This window comes from Leptospira ellinghausenii (genome assembly GCF_003114815.1).
Classification (GTDB): Bacteria; Spirochaetota; Leptospiria; order Leptospirales; family Leptospiraceae; genus Leptospira_A; species Leptospira_A ellinghausenii.
Map to the genome: position 1 here is coordinate 739,873 of NZ_BFAZ01000009.1, position 19,765 is coordinate 759,637.

Annotated in this window: 17 protein-coding genes; 12 read left to right on the top strand and 5 right to left on the bottom strand. The window is 34.6% G+C overall.

Annotation, left to right across the window (positions count from 1 at the left end; all coding sequences use genetic code 11):
- The first annotated feature begins 25 nt into the window (after positions 1-25).
- The 12 genes from DI076_RS11975 (at position 26) to DI076_RS12030 (ending at position 9,580) form a co-directional block, all read left to right on the top strand.
- Complete coding sequence (locus tag DI076_RS11975; protein ID WP_108960071.1) at positions 26-1,636, top strand: copper chaperone PCu(A)C domain-containing protein; 1,611 nt, start codon at positions 26-28, stop codon at positions 1,634-1,636.
- Between the two features lie 152 nt (positions 1,637-1,788).
- The gene (locus DI076_RS11980) at positions 1,789-2,412 is read left to right on the top strand and encodes a GNAT family N-acetyltransferase (protein WP_108960072.1); all 624 of its coding nucleotides are present in this window, start codon (positions 1,789-1,791) and stop codon (positions 2,410-2,412) included.
- A 15-nt stretch (positions 2,413-2,427) separates the two neighbouring features.
- Positions 2,428-3,186, top strand: a complete 759-nt coding sequence (locus DI076_RS11985) for a phytanoyl-CoA dioxygenase family protein (RefSeq protein ID WP_245918406.1) — start codon at positions 2,428-2,430, stop codon at positions 3,184-3,186.
- Between the two features lie 234 nt (positions 3,187-3,420).
- Positions 3,421-3,720, top strand: a complete 300-nt coding sequence (locus tag DI076_RS11990; RefSeq protein WP_108960073.1) for a PadR family transcriptional regulator — start codon at positions 3,421-3,423, stop codon at positions 3,718-3,720.
- 27 nt (positions 3,721-3,747) lie between these two features.
- On the top strand, positions 3,748-4,917 hold the full coding sequence (gene chrA / locus DI076_RS11995) for a chromate efflux transporter (RefSeq protein ID WP_108960074.1): 1,170 nt from the start codon (positions 3,748-3,750) through the stop codon (positions 4,915-4,917).
- A gap of 86 nt (positions 4,918-5,003) precedes the next feature.
- Positions 5,004-5,501, top strand: coding sequence for a DinB family protein (locus DI076_RS12000; RefSeq protein WP_108960075.1), 498 nt, complete (start codon positions 5,004-5,006; stop codon positions 5,499-5,501).
- Position 5,502: 1 nt separating this feature from the next.
- Positions 5,503-5,919, top strand: a complete 417-nt coding sequence (locus DI076_RS12005) for a hypothetical protein (protein WP_108960076.1) — start codon at positions 5,503-5,505, stop codon at positions 5,917-5,919.
- A complete protein-coding gene (locus DI076_RS12010; RefSeq protein WP_108960077.1) occupies positions 5,900-6,349 on the top strand; it encodes a GNAT family N-acetyltransferase in 450 nt (149 codons plus the stop codon). Before DI076_RS12005 ends, DI076_RS12010 begins: the two co-directional genes overlap by 20 nt.
- A 28-nt stretch (positions 6,350-6,377) precedes the next feature.
- Positions 6,378-6,989, top strand: coding sequence for an FMN-binding negative transcriptional regulator (locus DI076_RS12015; protein WP_108960078.1), 612 nt, complete (start codon positions 6,378-6,380; stop codon positions 6,987-6,989).
- A gap of 71 nt (positions 6,990-7,060) precedes the next feature.
- Complete coding sequence (locus DI076_RS12020; protein ID WP_108960079.1) at positions 7,061-8,623, top strand: NAD(P)/FAD-dependent oxidoreductase; 1,563 nt, start codon at positions 7,061-7,063, stop codon at positions 8,621-8,623.
- A gap of 49 nt (positions 8,624-8,672) precedes the next feature.
- On the top strand, positions 8,673-9,248 hold the full coding sequence (locus DI076_RS12025; protein WP_108960947.1) for an LBF_2127 family putative lipoprotein: 576 nt from the start codon (positions 8,673-8,675) through the stop codon (positions 9,246-9,248).
- Positions 9,249-9,277: 29 nt separating this feature from the next.
- Positions 9,278-9,580 carry a hypothetical protein gene (locus DI076_RS12030; RefSeq protein WP_439957292.1) on the top strand — a complete coding sequence of 101 codons (303 nt, stop codon included), beginning with the start codon at positions 9,278-9,280 and terminating at the stop codon, positions 9,578-9,580.
- Here DI076_RS12030 and DI076_RS12035 read toward each other — a convergent pair.
- The 5 genes from DI076_RS12035 to DI076_RS12055 are packed head-to-tail and all read right to left on the bottom strand — an operon-like array spanning position 9,577 to position 19,760.
- Positions 9,577-10,890, bottom strand: a complete 1,314-nt coding sequence (locus DI076_RS12035) for a TolC family protein (protein ID WP_108960081.1) — start codon at positions 10,888-10,890, stop codon at positions 9,577-9,579. The genes DI076_RS12030 and DI076_RS12035 overlap by 4 nt on opposite strands.
- Positions 10,891-10,943: 53 nt before the next feature.
- Positions 10,944-14,009: an ATP-binding cassette domain-containing protein gene (locus DI076_RS12040; RefSeq protein ID WP_108960082.1), complete on the bottom strand. Its 3,066-nt coding sequence runs from the start codon at positions 14,007-14,009 to the stop codon at positions 10,944-10,946.
- Positions 14,010-14,011: 2 nt separating this feature from the next.
- Entirely contained in the window at positions 14,012-15,115 is a 1,104-nt protein-coding gene (locus DI076_RS12045) for a beta-barrel domain-containing protein (RefSeq protein ID WP_108960083.1), read from the bottom strand.
- Positions 15,108-18,173: a peptidase domain-containing ABC transporter gene (locus DI076_RS12050; protein WP_108960084.1), complete on the bottom strand. Its 3,066-nt coding sequence runs from the start codon at positions 18,171-18,173 to the stop codon at positions 15,108-15,110. Before DI076_RS12050 ends, DI076_RS12045 begins: the two co-directional genes overlap by 8 nt.
- On the bottom strand, positions 18,174-19,760 hold the full coding sequence (locus tag DI076_RS12055) for a nucleotidyl transferase family protein (RefSeq protein WP_108960085.1): 1,587 nt from the start codon (positions 19,758-19,760) through the stop codon (positions 18,174-18,176).
- Positions 19,761-19,765: the final 5 nt, after the last annotated feature.

A 19,765-nucleotide genomic window follows, 5' to 3' on the forward strand; every position in this document is an offset into this window, starting at 1 on the left:
TTTTGGAAAAGGAAAATGTAATTTTATGAAACTTATAAAAACTTTCATCATCATATCAATTCTAATTTATTCGCCACTCATGGCAAAAGAGTTAACTGTCACCAATGCTTATTTAAAGTATACGAATGGATCAAATTCTGCAATTTATCTTACGATATCCAATGTTTCAAATAAAGATGTAAAACTAATCAAATCCATTTCTGATGTCGCAAATCGCGTTGAATTGTATGACATGCAAAAAACTGAATATGGGAAAAAGATGGTCCCAGTCATTGAAATTCCAATTCCCAAAAAAACAACTATCACGTTATCATCCCAAGGATTTCACATCATGGTATTTGGAATCAAATCTCCTCTCAAATTAAAAGAAATGATTCCTTTACGATTAGTTTTTAATGATGGTTTTGAAATTGAAATGAAAGTTCCAGTTGAAACATCTTCGCCAAATGTTACCTCAATCAAAAATCGATCTTTAACAAAAGATCCGATTCCAAAACCTTCAAGTGTCACGGAAGAGGAAACTGAGGAGCATCAATTCACGAACAGAGTTGAGAACGAAGAAGAAGACCATTCCCATCACGACGAATATGGAAATGGTGATCATCATTCTCACAAACGTGCTGATATGGTTGGACCTGCAGGAATCATGAACCCACACATCCATGAAAAAGGCAAATGGATGATCGATTATCGCTATATGGGAATGAAGATGTGGGGGTTACAATCTGGAACGAAAGGTTTATCTGATTTAGGTACAATGTATTTTCCTTATACAGATCCAACGGTAGCAATGCCAACAGGAAGTTTGATTACAAGTTCACCTATTGGAACAACGATTCCCATATTATCACAGAACAAATATAATTATATGTCTGTGCCAACAGATATGGTGATGGAAATGAATATGGCAAGTGTTATGACATCTATCTCAGACAGATGGATGATTATGTTCATGGTGCCCGTTGTCAAAAATCGAATGACGATGTTATCAAGTAATTTTGATCGCGCTCCCATGAGTTCAGCAGGTATCGGTGACGTTAGTGTGAGTATCGCCTACAGGCTTATCAAAACAGACCATCAAAACTTTTTTACAGGAATGGGGATGTCTTTACCCACCGGATCTATTGATGAACGAGATAATATGCCAATGATGGGAAAACAAAAAGTTCCTTACAATATGCAACTAGGAACAGGAACTTACAATCTATTGCCACAACTTTCCTACAACGGACAATATGACCGATTTTCTTGGGGAGTTTTATCACAGGCAAATTTGCGTATGGGAAAAAATGATAACAATTACAAGTTCGGAAATCGTTATGAAATCTCAAGTTGGATTTCCTATCTACTATTTGATACGATGTCTTTTTCCCTTCGAGTGGCAAAACAAAGATGGCTCAATTTACAAGGGTTAGATGCTACACTTGATCCCAAAATGGATCCTCAAAACGATCCATATAGACAAGGTGGCATGAGGAGTGATTGGTATATTGGAATCAATTTCCTTTTCACCAAAGGAATGTTATCTGGCATTCGATTTGGATTCGAATACGGAAGGCCATTCCATCAAAACTTAAATGGGCCACAATTGGCAACTCGAGAACTGTTCAATGTGTTTGCTTCCTATAGTTTTTAAAATTGTTATACAAATTTTGGGGCGCACATCTCCGGCTTTACGCTCCAATCTTTGTTTACACAAAGGATTTCCGCTACAATCCGGGGCGCACCCATTCGAATCCAATAAATTTTCGTTGTCTATACAAGCCAAAAACCATTACAACTTCAATTATGCCTTCCCAAGAGACTCCAAATCCAGTTACCATCCGCAATGCTAAACCAGAAGATAACAATCATATCGTCCCTCTCATCCATTCCTCTGGACCACTTGCATGGAATTTTGTATTCCAAGAAGGTAACCTAACTGCATTTGATTTTTTAAATTCCGCTTATCCAAAAAGAGGAAACACCATCTCGTATACAAATCACTTTGTCGCTGAAAAAGAGGGGCAAGTGGTTGGATCCATCTTACAATACACACAACCAAGTTTTTTAGCTTTAACGTCTGGAACTGCACTTCAAATTATTTTATTGTACAAATGGAAAGCACCAAAGGTAATGGCACGTGGTTTAAAAACAGAAACAGTCATCCAACCACCTAAATCAAAATGTTTGTATTTAGGTCATATCGCTGTTTTAGAATCACATCGAAACCAAGGGATCGCAAAACAACTCATCGAGTTTATGATCCACAAAAATCCTGGATACAAAACAATCGCTTTAGATGTTTCTGCAGAAAATCCTTCCGCGATTGGCCTCTATCAAAAATTAGGATTTGTCATCCAAGAAACCAGGCATCCAAAAGGTTGGGAAGGTAAGATTCCATCTCATCATTATATGGAAAAAGAAGTGTGAAGGAGGAATTTTCTTTTGGAAACAAACTCGGAATTAAAATTAGAAATAAAAGAAAATGGTTACTTTCTCTTAAAGGATTTTTTTCCAAAAGATACTATAGAGCAAATCAAAGGTATCCTTGATAAGGCTAATGGTGAATGGAGGAAACATAATTCCAATCCCAATGCGATTAATAGTGCTTACCTTACATCATCAAAATTTTTACCGAATGAAAAAGAGAGAAACCACCTGTTTCAATTTATCACATCGAAGGAAATTTTAGAAATATGTAAGATTCTATTCCCTTCCGATTTTTATTTTCTAAATACACAGATTTTTTTTAATCCAGTCAATTTTGACAAACGCCCTTATTGGCATCGTGATCTTCAATACTTAGGGATCCCAGAGGAAGAACAAAAAAAAAGAATCCTAAAAGATTCCGTTTGGCACTTTCGCATTCCATTAGAAGAAGATCCTGGAATTTGGATTGTCCCAGGCTCTCACATTCGATGGGATACAGAAGAAGAAAGAAACATTCGATTAGAACTCGGAAATCATCAAAATGATGAACAAATCCAAAATGCAATTCTCATCCCTCATGATCCAGGCGATCTATTCGTTTTTTCTGCTCATCTATTACACAAAGGTGAATATGGGAAAAATCGATTTTCGTTTGATATCCTTTTTACGAATTTTCCTGAATCAAAAGATATGGTAGAGAAATGGAATCACTTTCCCAACTGGGAATTAAGTTCCTTAACACCAGCACAAAGAAAGATGTTTATAAAGAAGTAAATTTTCTTTTAATTCCAATCCAACCTCTTAGCGCCAGCGACTGTAGTGGAAATCCTTTCCGGAACGGAAAGATTGGAACGGAAGGCTCGGTCGGTCTAAAATTCGTTTTGAATACAAAACCATTTCGAGGCGCCCCACTCCTCTTTTTAACAATCTCAAATTGGATTCATTCTCTCCAAAAGGGAAAATTTTTTCATTGGACTATCAATTTACGATATCGTAATTTGATTTTGAATGCGAATCAATGAATTTTTTTCCAGTTTTATCAAAATTCATATTTTACACCACTGTTTAAAGGAAGAAATTTACGGTGTTTGGATGATGGAAGAATTGCGAGAACATGGTTATAAAATTAGTCCCGGTTCTTTGTATCCACTTTTAAAACACTTAGAAGAAAAAGGACTCATTCGTTCTCGCATTGAACAATTGGGTAAGGTAAAACGTAAGTTCTATCGTATCACACCAAAAGGTAAAAAAGAACTTACTTCTGCAAAAATAAAACTCAAAGAATTGATTGGTGAAATTCTTAGTTAAATGGAAACAAAATAAAATAGGATAAAGATGAAACTATTACAAATTTTTTTCACTGCGCTCAAACTCGGATGTACTTCGTTTGGTGGTCCCATTGCCCATTTAAGTTACTTCCATGATGAATACGTGACCAAAAAAAAATGGATCAGTGCGCATGCATATGCTGACTTAGTAGCCTTATGCCAATTTTTACCAGGACCTGCCAGTAGCCAAGTGGGCATGGCAATCGGACTTTCTCGTGGTGGACTTTTGGGTGCTATCCTTTCCTGGATTGGATTTACGTTACCTTCCTTTTTGATACTTGTATTATTCGGTCTAGGTTTAGGGACAATCGATGTTTCAAACCATAAACACTGGTTACATGGTCTAAAAGTAGTTGCTGTTGCTGTAGTAGCGCAAGCAATCCTAGGAATGGGAAAAAAACTTTGTCCTGATAAAGAGAGATTAACAATTGCTATTACAACAAGCGTCATACTGTTATTCTTTAGCTCAGCACTATTACAAATCTCACTTCTTATTTTCTCTGGCCTGTTTGGAGTTTATTTTCTCAAATTAAATGAAACATTACCACACGAACCGGTCCACACTGGCAAAAAGTTGATAGGCTTCCTATTTTTATCACTCTTTTTTATTTTTCTATTCCTATTTCCCCTATTACGAAATGTTTCAAATACAACAGAGGTTCAGTATCTAGATAGCTTTTATCGCGCTGGAGCACTTGTGTTTGGCGGAGGACATGTTGTACTCCCTTTATTACAAGCGGAAGTTGTCCCAACTGGATGGGTGAGTAATGATTTATTTATGGCAGGGTATGGGTTATCAAATGCGATCCCTGGACCACTATTTGCTTTTAGTAGTTATTTAGGAGCCGTGTCCTTAGTATCACCCAATGGATGGTATGGAGCTATCATTTGTTTGGTGGCAGCATTCCTTCCTTCATTTTTACTCATTGTGGGAGCTTTACCCTTTTGGGAACAATTGAGAAAAAATTTATGGATCCGAAAGGTTATGTTAGGAATCAATGCATCCGTTGTGGGAATCTTACTGGCAGCCTTTTACAATCCAGTATGGACAAGCGCAGTGTATTCTCCAAAAGACTTTGCCCTTGTGGTTGTGGGGTTTTTACTTTTGGAGTTTTGGAAATTACCATCCTGGTTAGTGGTCATCGCTACAGTCGCAGTTAGTTTTATTGTTTACTGATAGGAATGTTGTTGAATCCGCAATCAAAGGAAACAAAATATAAATTTCTCATTGTCTCCTAAAATAATAAGGAAAAAACTTTCTTTATGAAAGATTTTGTCCTTCGGAACAATGAATACCATCTTTGGGCTACAAATCTTCTCTACCAATCCATCGAGAAGTTATCCGATGATGAATACAGAAAAGATCTTGGTTTGTTCTTTAAGTCAATCCATGGAACACTCAATCACTTGTTAGTTGTTGAAAGAGTCTGGTTCTCAAGACTCTCTGGTGAAGTTTATGTTCCAAAATCTCTCGCTGAAGAATTGGAAACAAATAGAGACAATTTAAAGGAACAACTCCAAATTCACATTGAAAAATGGAATGTTTGGATTCAAAATTTTGACGAATCAAACTGGCAAAATGCCTTTCATTACAAAACCATGCGAGGATTTGAAGCGGAACTATTGTATTGTGATGTTGTTCAACATAATATGAATCATAGAACCCACCATCGAGGACAAATCACAGCTGCCATCACTCATTTAGGTGGTGTCGCTCCAGAAATAGATTATGTTTATTATTTACAATCATTAGGAAAATGAAATGTGGAACCCATCTAAAAAAACAAGAACCATCACAAGCAAAATCTTATTTGTAATTTTCTCCTTGGCTTCAGTCTTTCATATCTTTGCGTTATTACAAGTGATTCCTTACCAATACCTTTGGGGAGGAAGACTTCAGTCGATTGAAGAGATGTATTTGATGGAAAGTATATCCTTGGTAGCTAATGTTTTTTTTGTGTATTGTAGTTATTTATATTTACAATACATGAACAATGGTTTGGTTCCGATTTGGATCCGTATCATATTCGGATTTATCTCCGCTGTATTTTTTATGAATACAATCGGGAATTTAGTTGCCGTTACAAATTTAGAAACTTTACTGGCTACACCTATCACTGCAATTTTATCAGTGATTAGTTTCACATTGGTACTAAAATATGAAAATCAGACAAGCTAACTATCAAGACATTTCCAAACTCGCAGAACTATTCGATTTATATCGTCAGTTCTATGGCCAAAAAAGTAACTTAGAAGGTGCTTCACGGTATTTACTAGACCGAATGGAACATGGACAATCTGTTCTATTACTAGCAGAAGAACCAAATACTGGAAATTTTTTAGGGTTCACTCAATTGTATCCAGTTTTTTCCTCCATTTCAATGCAACGATCTTATATTCTAAATGATTTATATGTTAAGTCTGAAAATAGAAAACAAGGAATCGCCAAACTGTTGATCAATGAGGCAAAATCATTCACAAAATTTTTCCAAGGTAAAGGATTAGAATTATCAACATCAATGCATAATAAAGATGCTAGATCTTTATATGAAAAAGAAGGATTTGTCCAAGAAACAGAATTTTTATCCTATTTCTGGAAATCAAATTAATCAAAATATTTTGCAGAGGTAAACTGTGATGTACATTCCCGAAAATTTTCGCATGGAGTCTTCTTCTATACTTCATTTTGTAAAAGAAAATGCATTTGGAATACTTGTCTCAAATGTTGATGGGAAGATGGAAGCGACTCATTTACCTCTGTTACTTTCTGAAGACCAAAAGTTTCTGATTGGACATTTTGCAAAACCAAACCCTCAGAAACATTCTCTAAACCAAGAGGTCCTTTGTATATTTCCTGGTCCTCATTCTTACATCTCACCTTCTTGGTACGAAACCAATCGTTCTGTTCCTACATGGAATTATACCACAGTTCATATCAAAGGGATTTTAACTTATATGGAAGATCCTTTGGAAATCCAAAATAGTTTAAAAACTCTCGTACAGACATTTGAATCCAATGACTCCAGTTATAAACTAAGTGAAGTTGATAAGGATTATTTGATTGGATTACAAAAAGGAATTGTTCCGTTTCGAATTCAAATCACAGAAATGGAAGGAAAAAAGAAGTTAAGCCAAAACCACTCAATGGAACGAAGGTTAAGAGTAATTGAGAATCTTGAAAGAATGCCTGGTGAAAATGAAAAAGCGATTGCCAAATTAATGAGACAATCCTTAGATCAGAATTCATAAGAATTGTTCTATTCAATTTCAGAATTGAATTTCTTTTTCTTGAATCGATCAATTGAGTATAGTGAATTACATTGAAATTAGAATTAAATGTCCGAGTTACTCCTGAGATAGCCTCCAATCCGGATCACCTTTTACAGTTTGTATCCAAACAAAATAAAATTCCGAAACAAGAAATCAAACATATTGAATGTACAGCTAGGTCCATTGATGCAAGACAAAAACAAGTTGTGTATCAATTAAGATTAGATGTTTACATCAATGAAGAATTTATACCATTTCAATATTCCATTCCAGATTTTCAAAATGTAAAACTGGAAGAACCAATTCTCATCATTGGAGCAGGTCCTGCTGGTTTATTTGCTGCGTTACGTGCCTTAGAACTCGGTAAAAAACCAATCATTTTAGAAAGAGGCAAGAATGTAAAAGACAGAGTTTCTGATCTACGTGGCATCAATGTACACCACATTGTGAATGAAGATTCAAATTATTGTTTTGGCGAAGGTGGTGCGGGAACCTATTCTGATGGAAAACTTTATACTCGATCCAAAAAAAGAGGAAATATCCGAAAAGTTCTTGAGTATTTAGTTTCATTTGGTGCCACAAAACAAATCTTAGTCGATGCTCATCCTCATATTGGAACAAATAAACTGCCAAGAATCATTCAGAGTATAAGAGAATGTATTCTCTCTGCTGGTGGAGAAATACATTTTCACACAAGAGTCACTGATCTTATCATGAATGGAAATACAATCACTGGAGTCAAATCAGCTGATGGTCAAAAATGGATGGCAAAAAAAGTGATCATTGCAACTGGCCATTCTGGAAGGGAAATATTTCAGTTATTACATGAGAAGAGAATCGAAATTCATACAAAACCACTTGCCATTGGTGTACGAGTGGAACACCCACAGAGCTTAATCGATTCCATTCAATACCATTGCCAGATAAAGAATCCTCTATTACCCGCATCAGAATATTCATTAGTAAAACAAATCAATGGTCGTGGTGTTTATAGTTTTTGTATGTGTCCAGGTGGAGTGATTGCACCATGTGCCACAAAACCAGGAGAAGTTGTCACCAATGGTTGGTCTAGTGCAGAACGTTCTAGACCAACAGCCAATTCAGGAATTGTCGTAGAACTTCGATTAGATGATTTTAAATCTTTTGAATCCTTTGGAGTTTTTTCTGCCTTACAATACCAATCATCGATTGAACAAAAAGCTTTTTCAATCAATGGTGGAACACAAAAAGCACCTGCCCAACGAATGGTCGATTTTACAAAGAACATTGTGTCCACAGATTTACCTAAAACTTCTTATACTCCAGGACTTGTTTCTGTTTCTTTAGCGGAAGTTCTACCCCCACTCATTGTGGATGCTTTGCAAAAAGGTTTCAAAGAGTTTGATTCTTCAATGAAAGGTTACTTTACGAATGAAGCGATCCTCCATGCTCCTGAAACACGGACATCTTCTCCAATTCAGATTCCGAGAAATCCAGCAACCTTAGAACACATTACAACTCACGGATTGTATCCTTGTGGTGAAGGTGCAGGGTATGCTGGAGGTATCGTGTCAGCTGCCATTGATGGAATGAAATGTGCTGAAGCTGCGCTCACAGGCCAATTCACCAAATAAGAAAATGGATTGATTCCTCATAAAAATTGATTATTCTATGATTCCGAAAATGAAACATTACTTCGCCCTTATCATTATATCCTTCTTATTCCAATGTTCTGCTGACCTTCGCCAAGTTCCCCCTCCAACCAAAAATGGCAATCTCACTAGGAATAAAGTGAATCTTCCAATTGTCATTGGTAAGTTTGAGATACTTTCTGCAGATCGAGGTATTTACACAGATGCATGGCGCATGGCTTGGAAAGGCCATTTACAGTCCTCTGGTATTTTCTCAAACGTTTACAATGAATTGGATCCTAAAGAAGTTAAAGATTTTTATACAATTGATGTAGAAATGAAAACCATCTTTTCTGATAGATACAATTGGTGGTATACATGGCCTGCTGTATATCCATTCATTGCGATCTGGCCCATACAATATCGGTTAGGTGAATATTCTGTCGAATTTCATTACAAACTGTATCTAAACAAAGATTTACAAAAAGAAGAGATCATCATTAAAAAAGGAAATGCAGAAGAATTTCTGTATGGATTCTTTAAGGTTAGAAACTTTCATAGGATGATCGAAGAAACAAATTTAGAAGCGGTGAATGTATGTTTAAAAAACTTAGAATCTTCACTATAATTCTAACAATCTTTTCTTTAGTAGGATGTGTGAGCATTCCATTCCAACCTGCAAATCATACTGATGAATGTATTGCATATTATTTCCAAACGAAAAGACAAGTAACTGAAGTTTTTGATGAAAATACATTAACCATAGGACTTGTGGTAACACTATCCTTACTCAATTCTGCATTTTCTCCGATTTTTTTAGCACCAATATTAACTACGCCTTACATCCATTACAAAAACAAAGTCAAATCAGATGAAATATTGAACCAATGGAAAGCCGAAAAATGTGGAATGATTGGTAAAAAAGAAATAATCTCGGAAAGACCACCGATTGGACTTTAATTATTTAAAAACTTCATCGTATCACCTAACAAAAGGCCAATCTGAAGTCGCAATTGGATCAAATCATATCGGTTCTGGATTTCATTACGCATTACATCCCTTAGTCGCCTATCGACTGTTTGTAATTCAATAATGGATGCCGAACCTGTTTTGTATGCTTTTTCCATAATTTGATAATTTTCCTCTGCGATTCTTTTACTTTCACGAGAAATATCATACAATTCAACTAGGTTATTATGTTGTTGGATTAATTCAAACAAATACAATCCAGTATTTTCTCGTAAAAACTGAGATTGGGATTTTGCAAGTTTCACTTCAATTTTTGATTTATCAAATTCATTTTTGTCTAACCAACGATTGAATAGCGGAAATCTAAATCCAAAATTCCCTCCTACATTCAAATCTGAATTAGATGATCTTGAATAAATGCTATAATCATTTCGGCTATAATCATATACTTGCATCGGATTTGTCCATGTTCCACTAAGACCAGAATAAGATTCACGTGAATTTTGATTGTATATGTTTACGAAAAAATCAGGCACCCATAATTCATTGAATCGAACTTGTTTTTGAATTTCTAAGATTTTGATTTGATTGACTGTTAAGATTAAATCAAAATTTACATCAGTTAAATTTTTTTCATATTCAGCTAATGTTGATTCAAGAGGAAGGATTTTGTATTCTCTTTCTGGAATTTGTTTTAAGGTAACATCTTTTAATAAGAATTTTCTTCTAAATATTGATTGGCTTTTCTGTTGGTCAAGTCTAGATTTTATCGCATTGTATTTATAAAAGAAATAGTCTACTTTTGAGTTTTGAGTCACCAAATATGACTCAATTCCTTGTTTATAAAGTTTTTGAACAGTTTGAAATTGTTTGTCTGCATCTGATTCATTAGAAAAATCGTAATCGTAAAAAGCTAAAAGTTTTAAAGTTTCTGCATACTGAAATGCTTGGTCAAAAAGTTCTTTTTGGTAAAGAGCACGATATTCAAGAAGTAATCGTTCGTATTCCAATTCTAGAATCATGTTGGTAAGGATTGTATTACCTTGCTCCATAAAATTCCAGTTTAGATTTAATGTTGTGCTCCAACCTTTTCGGTTATATCCATCACCTCTAAGTGATTCAAAAAAAGGAGAATGTTCCAAATTTACAGATGGCAAATAACGTAAGTTTCGTGTATCGATATCAACTTTTTTACGTTGGATTTCCATTTCCTTTAATTTTAATTCATAGGATTTTTCTCCAACTAACTTCGGTAAGTCAAAGAAACTCACCACCTCTGCCAAAAGGTGCGAATTTGACATAATTAGTATGCTGATAAAACTAAGAATTTTCCGAGAATTTGTCACTAATTGAATTATCGGATCGCTTCTTGTTTGGAATGAAGTAATTGGTAAATTCCACCTTTGGAAAGTAACTCTTTGTGATTCCCTTTCGAATCCAATTTTCCACGTTCTAAAACAAAAATTTGGTCATAATTTCGGATAGTGTCCAAACGATGAGCAACAGTAATGATCGTAGAATTGGCAAAAACGGAATTGATATGTGACAGAATGCGCGATTCCGTCTCTTTATCGAGAGAGGATGTTGGTTCATCCAATAATAGTAAATTAGGTCTCTGTAAAAATAATCTAGCTAAGGATATTCTTTGTTTTTGGCCACCTGAGAATAAGAAACCTCGGTCAGAAAATTCAGTATCATATCCCAAAGGTAACTTTACAATATCATCATGGATGCAGGCAAGTTTTGCTGCTTCAACCACTTCACTTAGTGTTGCCTCTGGTTTTGTGATGGAGATATTCTCTCGAACCGTTCCTGAAATGAATGGATTTTCTTGGAAACATACACCAATTTTAGTTCGTAAACTTGGTAACCAAATTTCATTGAGTGGAATATCATCTATTAATATCTCACCTTGGTTTGGATTATATAATCCTAACAATAATTTTATAATTGTTGATTTGCCACTTCCACTACGACCAACAAAGGCTACTTTTTTTCCAGGTTGAATTTTGAGTGATAAATTACGAATTCCAGATTCTGGCTTTTGGCTGTCATAAGCGAAAAAAAGATTTTTGAATTCAATATTACCTTTTACCTCAGGTAAATCAACTTTGAATAAGTTGTCCTTATCAGAGATTTCACTATCCAAGGATTCAAAACTTCTAAGTCGATTCCAAGCTACATTTGCTTTTTGAAACTTTAAAAAATCTTCATATAATGATATCAATGGCGTTCGGATATATGTGATCAATCCAACAATGGCATATAAAGTCCCCAAGGTCATTTGGTCATGTAAAATCAACAAACTACCAACCAATAAAACGATGACTATTGTTATCTGTTTAAAAAACTCTGTATTCGCTGAAAGTAAATTGGAATAAAAAAGTTTTTTCCCTTCGGAATTTAATTGAGCTGTTAGTCTTTTCTCAAAATCCCATCTGTGTGAATATGTTGCTCCTAAATTTTTTATCGTTTCAAATCCATTGATTGATTCGATAAAATAACTTAAAGTTTCTGCTCGTTTTAGAGATTCCTTCTTTGTTTCTTCAATGATTTTGGGTGATAAGAAACGTAAAACCAATATCTCTGGTATGATAAACAACATGATGATGACTAATAACACTGGAGATAAAAATAGGAAAATAACGAATACTAATGAACTAAAAATTAGATCAAAGATTTTCATAGCACCTTGGTCTGAAAAAAACAAAATCACTGATTCAATTTCTTCCCAACGATTCAGTATTTCACCTTTTCTATTTCTTTCAAAAAATGAAATTGGAAGTGAAATTAATTTTACCAAAAATCGTATAGCGATTGTTTGATTCACACGGTTACTTGTAAAAAATATTACATTCGATCTAAAATATCCTAAAAAAGTTTGTGCCAAACTTAATACAACTACTGACACAATAACTGGTAAGAAAAAATCACGACTTTCCTGTAATAAGACAGCATCGATCAAGTATAAGTTGACTAAAGGAATAAAAACCTCAAGTCCCTTTAATATAAAACTAGCAAGTATACCAGCCTTTAAATATTGAATCGCTGGTAAAAAGTATTCACTGATTCCATTAAAAAATCGATTTTTCCATTCCCATGATGAACTTGGAATGACTTTGGGAACAAAATAAATCACAATCTCCGATGATTTTTTCTCCCATTCCTTTCGATTGAGAACAACTTCACCTATCTCTGGATCAAGAATTGTTACACTCTTTTCTCCAATGTGTTTTACGATGACATACTTTGAATTTTCTAAATAGGAAATTGTTGGAATTGAATTCAATTCCGATTCATGTTCCCGCCAATTAACAAAATAACAAGTACCCTTTTCTTCACCAAAACATTGTTTCCAATGGTAAGGCAAAATATCTGGATCAAAATCGGGAAACATTGGGTCTGAGTCGTATTCAGCAAATGAATACCCCCAATACTTTAATATCATTTTGCGGCATACATCGCCTGATTGGAATTTTCCTTCTTGGAATAAAAATGGAAAAGAAATCTGATTCCGAATTGATGGAGAAAATTTTAATTTAGGTAAAAAATGAAACTTATCCTCTTCATAAACATTCGTTTGTTTAAAATCATCTTCATTTGATTTTTCACCTAAATTAAGTTTCCTTTCACTCATGATCGAGCGAATTGTAATTAGCAAACTTTCAGATTTTTTAAAGAAATGTTCGGCACTTTTAGAAGATAACTCATAAACAAAACTTTCTTCCACAGCAGTTACTGTTGCATTCCTTACTTTTTTTTCCAGAACACCCATTTCACCGAGGACAGATCCCGCTTCTACAAATGAAAAATAATCCTTTTGCCAGGTTGATTTTGTTACTTTAAACTTTCCTGACTTAATAAAAAATAACGATGAACTTTTTGTACCTTCTTTGATTAATACTTGGCCGGAATTTATTTTTCTTTTGATTAATAATTTTGAGAGTTCTTGGATTTCAGAATTAGATAATTTTCTAAAATATGGATGAATTCGAAGTTCATCTCGTAATTGTACGTTTTCTTTATATTCATCCCAAATTCTTTTTCGATCTTTATCAGAATTGATAAATTTCAAAAAGGATGAAGTTGATAGTGTTAAAACTTTGGAATTTTCTTCAATGTAATATAATTGTTTACCAAGCGAATCAGAAGTGAATTCAGAAATTCCATACAGTGATTCCTCTTTTAATGTTTTAATCAATAACTCATTCTGATTGATTTTTAGTTTGATTTGAATTCTTCCAGTCTCTAATAATAAAATGGGAGTTGGATCATTTACATTTCCTCCAATTTTATCACCAGCAACTAACGATCTAAATTCAAAAAGTGAAATTATTTTCTTCTGATCGGAAGAAGAAAGTAGTGATAAAAAACTATCTTCTTTTACCAAATCTGAAATATCTTTGAAATTTCGTTTCAAATTTAATTCCTTGGATCAGCGTAACGAAACAAAATTTGATAAATGTTTTTTCTATCAATTACGATGTCAGCTACAACTTTTAAACCTGGAAATAACTGAAACTTTTTTCCATCTTGGTTTAAGTCCTGTGTTCCCAAAACTAAAATCACACTAAACGAATCCTTATCTTTCGTATTGGGTATGATTTGAGAAACAATTCCCTCTACTACACCAAAATCATTTTGGTGAAATGCTTTTACTTTAATGACTGCAGACAGTCCAAGTTTTACTGCACCAATGTCCTTACTACTAACTTCTACAATTGCTTCTAATGGTTGGCCTTCTTCCATAAGTGAAGCCACTGTTTGCCCACGGATGATGTTTTGTCCTACGTTATTAACAGCTAATTCACCAATCACACCAGAAAAAGGCATACGAATCACCGCATTTGCAACTCTTTCCTTTTTTAATTTGGTATCTCCGCGAAGACTTGCGATTATATTTTCTTCTCGTTGGATTTCATCTTTTAAGTTTCCAAATTCTTCATTAAACTCTAATAAACTTTGGTCATAAATGAACTTCGCACCAACTCCATTTTGAAAATCCATGTAAGCTTTTTTTAAACTTACAAATTTACTCAATACACCTCCTGATAAGGAAGATCCAGAATTATTTTCTAAATTATAAGCAAGATTTTTTGAAATTTTTTCAGCTTCACGTTTATTTCGAATTAACCGTTGTAATTTTTTTTCTTCGTAATCCAAATTATTCGCATCTTTAGAGAGTTCGATTTGTTGTTCTGAAAATTCTAATTCCATAATGGGATCTCCTTTTTTAAGAAAATCGCCTGATTTTACATACAAATTCGTGAGTGTACCTGTTTCTAGTGCTTCTACTACATAATAATTTCCTTTGGGACGAATGTTACCATTTGCTTGTACGACAACATCGACTCGTCCAAAAACTAAAAATAAAACAAAACAAAAAAAGAATACAGCGATGAGATATATACCCTTCTTTTCCCAGTTAGGTGCTGGATGTTTCAGTAATTCATCATAATAAGAAGCAGAATGCCTTGATTCCCAATTAGAATCTGTTTCTTTTAAGTTCTTAAATTTTTTAAACATGGCTATCCTCTTCGGTTAACGTAGGGAACAAATGATAATAGTAACCTTTTGTTTGGATCAATTCAGCATGCGTACCCATTTCAACGATACGACCTTCATCAAGGACAATGATTTTATCTGCACTCACTGTACTATGTAGTCGATGGGAGATTTGAATGACTGTTCGATCCAAAAAAACGGTTTCCCATTGTGATTGAATGTGAGCCTCCGTTTCTGAATCCAATGCAGAAGTAGGTTCATCTAAAAATAGAATACTTGGATTCGTTACTAAAGCACGTGCTATCGCAAGTCTTTGTTTTTGACCTCCCGATAATCCAACTCCAGACTCACCAATTTTGGTTTCATATTTCATCGGGAATCTATCCACAAAATGATCAACGGAGGCCAACTTGGCACCAGCTAATAATGATTCCATATGAAGTGATGGATTTTTTTTAGATAAATTTTCGGTTATGGTTCCAGAGAATAAAATGGGATTTTGTTCTACTGCCCCAAATTGGATTCTAACTTCTTCTGGATCAAGTGTAGATAAATCAAAAGAATCAACAAAAACTTTACCTTTCGTTGGGGAAAGTGTTCCCATCATAATTCGCATCATAGTCGATTTTCCACACCCACTTCGGCCAACGATCGCTATTTTTTCTCCTGCTTCAATATCCAAATTGATATCTTTCAGAATTTCAGGAGACCCTTCTGAGTATCGAAAACTTACATTGTCTAATTTAATTTTACCCGACAATCTAGGAAGCTCACCAAACGGCCGTAAACTGACAATTTCACCGGGAAGTGAATAAATTTCAGTGAGCCTCATACGAGATTCTCTTAACTCGTTTAGATCCTCATACAAATGGCATAATCTTACGATTGGTTCCATGAGTAAGGAGTAAAGGATTAGAAAACCTAAAAAACTTCCAAGTGATAATTGTTCATCTAAAACAAGATTCACTCCATAGGCGATAACTGAAATCAAACCAATTTGCTCAAAGAATTTGCTAATCAATTCAAGGATGTGAACTCTTTTTCCCACTCTTAAGTTTGTTAAGATAGTCCTTGCAATTTCATTTAAACCTTTTGCAAGATAACGACTTTCGATAGAAGAAGCTTTGATTAATGGAATGCCTGAAAACAAAGATAGAAAAAAGGAAGTTGTTTTTTTCTTCGATTCGAAACTATGTTTTTGCAACTTTTTGATTTTTGAACTGGAACGAACGACTACGATTGCATAAACGATTAAGAAAAATAATCCGACAATTGATAATCCACCATCCAATCGAAATAAAATGAATAAATAAATCGGAAGTGTGATTAGGTCCAAAATTAAAAACAAACCAGATCTTTGTGTGATTTCCAAAATTCTTTGGTTTTCTTTTAGTCTTTGTGTAAAATCTCCGGTTTCAAATTTACGAAACTCTGGAAGAGTTAGATTCAAGATATGTTGAAAAAAACGAACAAAGTAATTATATTCCAAATTTTGCATGAGTCCAATCGAGATCAAATTTCGGAAAAGGGAAAACAATGATTGAAAAAATACGGAAAGAGTTACTCCAAATACAATTGTAAATAAAAAGTTACGATCAGAAAAAACTAAAACTTGGTCAACAATCTGGCGAATTAAATAAGGCAACGAAAGAGATAAGATTGCTGAAAAAAAAGTAGCCACCATTACCCAACGAATTTCTTTCTTTTTGGGACTAAATAACATCCTTAGTTCTTTAAAAAAACTAATCAAACTTACTTCTGCTGACAAACTGCTTGGAGCGAGAGAAAATTGTAAGATCACTCCATCCCAAAGTTTTAGAAATTGTTCAGTAGATAATTCATAGACACCTTTAATGGGATGTGAGATTAAAATTGCATCTAATTCAGGATCAACTAAATACAATAAACATGGAATATTTTCATCGTCAGTGATGAATACTGGATTCTCTAAACTAGTTAATTCTGAAAAAGGTATATGAAGTTGTTTTGTTAAAAAACCAAGTTTTTCTAATTCAATTGCTAATTCAAAAATCCCAGGAACAATATTTCGACTCAGTTCATTTTTAATTCTAATTTTCCAATTAGATGGGAGAGCTTTATCAAAAGTCCTTAATGCCAATTCGGAACAAACCAAACCAACTAGGCTCATTTGGTCTGTTGTCACCTGTTCGATTAAAATTGTCCGAGTTGTTTTTCTGATTTCAAATCGTTTGGAGACAAAAGGACGAATTGAATTTTCTTCTTTTTCTTTGGATTTATATGTGGAATATCGTAAGAGCCTTGATTGAACAATCTCTTCAAGTTTGTTACCTTTTTCTGCACCAATGACCTTACGAAAAACATTTCCTGGAATTTGATAGAGTTCGGAGTCTTCTGCTGTGATGGCACTTGCTAATCTTTTTTGTTGTTTAAAGATCGCAATTTCACCGAGTATATCACCGGATTTCATAATCGAGATGATTTTCCTAGGATTTTCAGTTCTGATTTGAATTTTTCCAGAACGGACTATGTAGGCTGATTCTCCAGACTCACCTTCAACAAAAATGAATTCACCTTGTGGAACTTTAATGAGTTGTATCGATTTTAGAATGGATTTAATTTCTTCAGGAGATAGTTCATCAAAAAAACTTAATTTGCGAACATAATGAAATTTTTCTTGTTCTTCTTCTCTGTGTTTTGCTTTTTCTGCAATTTCAGGATGAGATTCAACTAACTTCAAAAAACGAGAAGTTGGTAATAATAAAACAATAGAAGGTTCTAATGCATAATAATCATGTTTTGATGGTGTTTTTGTTAAAGTGATTCTTTCTCCTATCGACTCACCTTCTTCAACGAATGCATACCTTCCTAAATGAAGGTCCTCTTTGTTTTGTTTCATTCCAAATTTGCCCGTGAGAACAAAATGAATGTACTCAGGCATTTGGTTTGCCTTGATTAATATTTGTCCTATCCGAACAAATTTTACTTCGATAAAAGGAATTAATGCTTCTCGTTCTGAATCGTCTAACTCTGCTAATAAATAATTAGATCGAAATACATTACGAATTTTTTCAAGATTACGCCTAACTTCTGATTGCATTTATTTTTCCGCTAACATGAGCATATGAGTCACAGGGAAATCAAAAGGGATTAGGTCTGCTGTTTGTTTTGGATTTGGGATGCTCGCTAAAAAAAGTTTTATTTTTCCTTCATATCGATTTTTTACGAGCCACTCATTTCGATAGGCATGGGAATTTGGGGAAATTTTAAATCCAATTGATTCTAATTGTTCTTTCCACTCGTCAAAACTCCAAAAACAAAAGGACTCGTGCATTTCACTTTTCCAATTGTCTGTATAATCTTTTTTTGAGATGTATTCGCAGATATCCTTAAGTTTCATACGGTGGTATTCTATACCATCGACTAAAATGGAAGACGTCCTAAGCACATAACCTTCCTCTTTACGAAAGTCTTGTTGGAATTGGAAAAATCGTTGTTTTGTAGATAAAGATTCCAAGTATTCTTTGAAACTAACATATTTCCCTGGACCAAGACCTTGGTTTGTACTCGAATCCTCTTCCATCCAGACATAAACTTCCGTTTCTTTGTCTTCTGGACCCACAACATCCCGATTGATCCAAACCCCTCCATACACAAGTTCCTCAAAACGGTTTTTGATAAATGCCAGTAGTTGAGACCTGTCACCGTAAGATTCGATTTCATGGGTCAGAGAGGATGTATGTATGGCATTCATACTGAGCCGTGGATATACAAGTCCACTCACTGCATTTTTACGCAAAAAAAATACATTGGGATTTTGGAACTCACCATTTTCTTTTCTTTGTTCACAGATATGGTAAAGATGGCGTGCGATTTCCACTCCATAAAAATCTGATTCCGTATACTTTGGATCCTGGCAGACAAGTTTGATCCATGAACCAACAGCACAACCGATATCCCCAATTCGACCAGGTTTCAAAAATGGAATTGTTTCTTGGAATTTGAGTTCGGCGATTTCATCCATCTCACGGACATAGGTGTTATAATCCCGAGATTCGGTTAGGTCTCCATCATCTCCGATCAGAGAATCAGAAAATAACATATCTACTTTTTCAAATAAACCATAATCCTTCCACAAACGGATACAGGCAGGATCAAGATTTTGTTTCGATTGTTTATGTTTTAAAACAATACTTTCTAATTCTTCCCAAGGAAGTTTCGCAAAAAACGAATCAGCTGAACCAGGGACTTTTTCAACTGGTAGGACTTTGAATCCAAGTTCCAGATACAAGTTCGCCACAGGAGTTGAACAAAGGACAATTGTATTCTCAGGAGTTAATTTTATCATTAACTCAGTTTCTACTTCAATTTTTTTAATTGTATACGAAGCAAAGTTAGGTGACTGACCAATATCATCAATGGGAATTACAAAACTTGGAATGTTTAGTTCTCTGGAGAAATCTTGAATCATCATCGCCCTTTGGTAAAGGGGAAGTGGGTTACGCCTTGTGTTGTTATGATTGGCCGATGTAACGGCAAAGATGATGGCACTTGGCTGTTTGGAAATTTGTAATGGATTTCCAAACACATCCAATTCTTCCGAGAGTCCCATGTTTACCAAACGAAGTAAGTATTCCTTTTGGTACCTGGTGAGGAGATGGTGACGCCCCGGAAGGAGTAGGTACATTTTGT

Bases quoted from the DNA above. Each gene is read 5' to 3' on its own strand.
- DI076_RS12045 (WP_108960083.1), bottom strand. From the start codon at position 15,115: ATGTTTAAAAAATTTAAGAACTTAAAAGAAACAGATTCTAATTGGGAA.
- DI076_RS11975 (WP_108960071.1), top strand. From the start codon at position 26: ATGAAACTTATAAAAACTTTCATCATCATATCAATTCTAATTTATTCG.
- DI076_RS12050 (WP_108960084.1), bottom strand. From the start codon at position 18,173: ATGCAATCAGAAGTTAGGCGTAATCTTGAAAAAATTCGTAATGTATTT.
- DI076_RS11980 (WP_108960072.1), top strand. From the start codon at position 1,789: ATGCCTTCCCAAGAGACTCCAAATCCAGTTACCATCCGCAATGCTAAA.
- DI076_RS12055 (WP_108960085.1), bottom strand. From the start codon at position 19,760: ATGTACCTACTCCTTCCGGGGCGTCACCATCTCCTCACCAGGTACCAA.
- DI076_RS12010 (WP_108960077.1), top strand. From the start codon at position 5,900: ATGAAAATCAGACAAGCTAACTATCAAGACATTTCCAAACTCGCAGAA.
- DI076_RS12015 (WP_108960078.1), top strand. From the start codon at position 6,378: ATGTACATTCCCGAAAATTTTCGCATGGAGTCTTCTTCTATACTTCAT.
- DI076_RS12000 (WP_108960075.1), top strand. From the start codon at position 5,004: ATGAAAGATTTTGTCCTTCGGAACAATGAATACCATCTTTGGGCTACA.
- DI076_RS12025 (WP_108960947.1), top strand. From the start codon at position 8,673: ATGAAACATTACTTCGCCCTTATCATTATATCCTTCTTATTCCAATGT.
- DI076_RS12035 (WP_108960081.1), bottom strand. From the start codon at position 10,890: ATGTCAAATTCGCACCTTTTGGCAGAGGTGGTGAGTTTCTTTGACTTA.
- DI076_RS12005 (WP_108960076.1), top strand. From the start codon at position 5,503: ATGTGGAACCCATCTAAAAAAACAAGAACCATCACAAGCAAAATCTTA.
- chrA (WP_108960074.1), top strand. From the start codon at position 3,748: ATGAAACTATTACAAATTTTTTTCACTGCGCTCAAACTCGGATGTACT.
- DI076_RS11990 (WP_108960073.1), top strand. From the start codon at position 3,421: ATGCGAATCAATGAATTTTTTTCCAGTTTTATCAAAATTCATATTTTA.